Annotated in this window: 5 protein-coding genes; 4 read left to right on the top strand and 1 reads right to left on the bottom strand. The window is 71.1% G+C overall.

The window, feature by feature from the left end; translation table 11 throughout:
- The 4 genes from I5E_RS12660 to I5E_RS12645 form a co-directional block, all read left to right on the top strand.
- The coding region (locus I5E_RS12660) for a sensor histidine kinase (RefSeq protein ID WP_022907309.1) at window positions 1-666 on the top strand (666 nt) is incomplete at its 5' end.
- Window positions 667-743: 77 nt separating this feature from the next.
- Entirely contained in the window at window positions 744-1,106 is a 363-nt protein-coding gene (locus I5E_RS12655) for an ArsR/SmtB family transcription factor (protein WP_022907308.1), read from the top strand.
- A 167-nt stretch (window positions 1,107-1,273) separates the two neighbouring features.
- Window positions 1,274-2,140 carry a cation diffusion facilitator family transporter gene (locus I5E_RS12650; protein ID WP_148286960.1) on the top strand — a complete coding sequence of 289 codons (867 nt, stop codon included), beginning with the start codon at window positions 1,274-1,276 and terminating at the stop codon, window positions 2,138-2,140.
- Window positions 2,141-2,162: 22 nt separating this feature from the next.
- The gene (locus I5E_RS12645; RefSeq protein WP_031262586.1) at window positions 2,163-2,450 is read left to right on the top strand and encodes an antibiotic biosynthesis monooxygenase family protein; all 288 of its coding nucleotides are present in this window, start codon (window positions 2,163-2,165) and stop codon (window positions 2,448-2,450) included.
- A 246-nt stretch (window positions 2,451-2,696) separates the two neighbouring features.
- Here I5E_RS12645 and I5E_RS24590 read toward each other — a convergent pair whose 3' ends face one another.
- Window positions 2,697-3,215 (bottom strand): VanZ family protein, encoded by a 519-nt coding sequence (locus tag I5E_RS24590; RefSeq protein WP_022907305.1) that lies wholly within the window; start codon window positions 3,213-3,215, stop codon window positions 2,697-2,699.
- Window positions 3,216-3,321: the final 106 nt, after the last annotated feature.

Below are 3,321 nucleotides of genomic sequence, written 5' to 3'. Positions count from 1 at the left end.
CGGAGTCGCTTCGCCGCGAACGCCTCCCACGAGCTCCGGAACCCACTCGCCACCGTCCGTGCGATCGCGCAGCTCGCCCAGCGCCAGACCGACGACCCGGTCATCCAGCGGGCGCTCTCCCGGATCGTCGCGACCAACGACCGGATGAACGAGACGACGGCGGCCCTGCTGACCCTGGCGCGCGCCGACCGTCCGGCCGCCCCGGAGCGGTTCACGGTGCACGCACTGGTCGACGACGCCGTCGAGGGCCTGCAGATGCCGATGCGGGCTCGCCGTGTCGCCTTGTTGAACGTCGTCGACCCGGCGCTCGAGGTCGACGGCGACCGGGTGCTCTTCGGGCAGCTCGTGCGCAACCTCGTCGACAACGCCGTCCGGTACGCGACGCCCGGGTCGACGGTGCGGGTGTCGGGGACGCCGGACGCCGCGGGCCCGCTCCTCGCGGTGGAGAACGAGGGCGATGCGATCGACGATGCCGACGTCGCGCTGCTGGCGGAGCCGTTCCGCCGACGGGTCACCCGGGTGCGCACCGATGCCGAGGGCGCCGGTCTGGGGCTCGCGATCGTCACGACGATCGCCCGCGTGCACGGCGCCGAGCTGGTGCTGGCCGCCCGTCCCGCTGGTGGCCTGCTCGCCCAGGTGCGGTCCACCTCGACCGGGTCGCCCTGATCGGGCCGTCCGGCGGGTCGCCGAGCGGGGTCGGCCCGGTCGGTGACGACGGCCGTGGCCTTGTGTAGTATCTGCGTGTGCACGTAGACAAGCAGCCCTGCGGACTCAGCCCGGAGTCCGAGTACGTCGAACTCGCGGTCGAGGTGTTCGCGATGCTCGCGGACGCCACCCGGGTGAAGATCATCCTCGCGCTGCGGAACGCCGAGGAGATGAGCGTCAACCGCATCGCCGACGTGGTCGACAAGAGCCCGGCCGGGGTGTCCCAGCACCTGGCGAAGCTCCGCCTGGCACGGATGGTGTCGACCCGTCGCGAGGGCACCACGGTGTTCTACCGGTTGACGGACGAGCACGCGTCGGAGCTGGTGATCGACGCGGTGAAGCAGGCGGAGCACGTCGTCGGCCAGGCGCCGCACCACCATCGGGGGCAGGAGTCCACGTGACGGCACACACCCACACGCACAGCGATCACCACGACCACGGCGACCACGGCCATCAGCACGATCACGGTGCGCGCGGGCACTCGCATCCGCACGGTGGTCTGCGGGGGTTCCTGTACGACCTGTTCGTGCCGCACACGCACGACGCAGCGGACTCGATCGACGACGCGATGGAGGCCAGCACCGCCGGCGTCCGCGCGCTGAAGACCAGCCTGTTCATCCTGTTGGGCACCACGGTCCTGCAGGCGGTGATCGTCGCGTTCACGGGGTCCATCGCGCTGCTCGCGGACACCGTCCACAACTTCGCGGACGCCCTGACCGCCGTGCCGCTGTGGATCGCGTTCATCCTCGGCCGTCGCGTGGCGAACCGCCGCTACACGTACGGGTACGGCCGTGCGGAAGACCTCGCCGGCATGTTCATCGTGTTCGTCGTCGCACTGTCGGCCGTCGTCGCCGGGTGGCAGGCCATCGACCGGTTCATCACCCCTCGACCGATCGAGAACCCCTGGCTGCTCGTCGCCGCCGGCCTGATCGGCTTCGCCGGGAACGAGGCGGTCGCGATCTACCGCATCCGCGTCGGCCAGCGGATCGGCTCCGCCGCACTGGTCGCGGACGGCGTGCACGCTCGCCTCGACGGGTTCACGTCCCTGTCGGTCGTCCTCGGTGCCGTCGGCGTGATGCTCGGCTTCCCGATCGCGGACCCGATCATCGGGCTGCTCATCTCGGTGTCGATCATGGTCCTGCTGTGGGGGACCGTTCGGTCCGTCGGCGCCCGGCTCATGGACGCGATCGACCCGACTCTCGTCACCCGCGCCGAGCAGGCGCTCGAGCACACGAGCGGGGTCGAGGTGGTGCGCGATCTCCGGCTCCGGTGGGTCGGGCACCGGCTGACCGGCTCCGCCACCGTCGAGGTCGCCGCCGCCTCGCTGCACGACGCCGAGCACATCGCCGAGCACGCCGCGGAGCACGTGCACGAGGCGATGGGCAACGTCGATGCCTTCACCGTCACCCCCGTCGTCCACCCGCACGAGCACTGACCACCATCGAGAGGAACCCGCCATGTCCGTCGTGAAGATCAACGCCATCACCGTCCCCGAGGGCAGGGGCGCCGACCTCGAAGCACGCTTCGTCGGACGGGCCCACGACGTCGAGCAGCAGCCCGGCTTCGAGCGCTTCGAGCTCCTCCGACCCACCGCCGGTAGCACGCGGTACTTCGTCGTCTCGACCTGGACGGACGAGGACTCCTACCAGGCGTGGCGCACCGGTCAGGCGGGCGCGCACCACGGCGGGAGCAGCCCCGTCGCGACCGGTGCCGAGCTCCTCGAGTTCGAGACCGTCATCCTCTGATCCGAGCTCGGTGCACGGGTGACGGTCGATCCTCGCGTGCGCAGTGCTCCTCGGTGTCCCGCTCGAGAGCCTGCTCGGGTGGGGGTGGACCGATCCCGTCGTCGACAGTGGCGCGTCGCCACGGATCGTCTCGCGTGCGGCGTCGAGCACGTGCGCACCGGGCACCTTCCGGCGTTCGCCAGACCCGGCCCCGTGGTCCGGGCGCCGATTCGATGCACCCTGCTCGCGGTCGCGCGAGCGAGGCGGTCAGGGGACCGACTGCCGCGGCGACTGCTCGGGTCCGCGCGGTGCCCGGCGATCGATCGCGATGATGCCGAGTGCGACCAGCCCGGCGAGCACTGCCCCGACGGTGTTCATGAACCAGTCGTCGGTGTCGCACGCTCTCCCGAGGGACGGGACGAGCGCCTGCAGCAGTTCGACGGCAGCGGAGAACCCCGACGCCGCGGCCACCGCCCGTACCGGACGAGCGGTGCGCAGCCCGGCGAAGAGCGTCACGGGGAACAGGAGTGCCACGTTCGCGAGCGTGTCGATCCCTCGGAACGGGACCGAGAACTGCACGGTGCAGAAGGTTCCGTTCCCGCCGTTGCCGTCGGGGGTCATCGTGAGTGCCACCGCTCCGACGACGCTGACGACGGTGAGCGTGGTGAGCAGCCACCGTGTTCCGCGGCGGTACACGAACCAGCCGAGGGCCGCGAACGCGATCAGGGCCACCCAGAAGAGGACCCGCACAGCGGCCGCGTGATTGACGAGGAAGGTCGTGATCACGGAGTGATCCTCGCACCTGTGCGCGATGCCGAGCGCCGTGCGCATCCCACGCGGTCCGGCCCGTTCTTGGGTCGCGGCCGAACAGGACGGTCCGGTGTGTGGATCG

Origin of the sequence: Curtobacterium sp. B18, from assembly GCF_000333375.1 — a bacterium.
Classification (GTDB): Bacteria; Actinomycetota; Actinomycetes; order Actinomycetales; family Microbacteriaceae; genus Curtobacterium.
The sequence above is the reverse complement of the archived record's forward strand: the minus strand, read 5'-3'. Positions and strand labels throughout refer to the sequence as shown.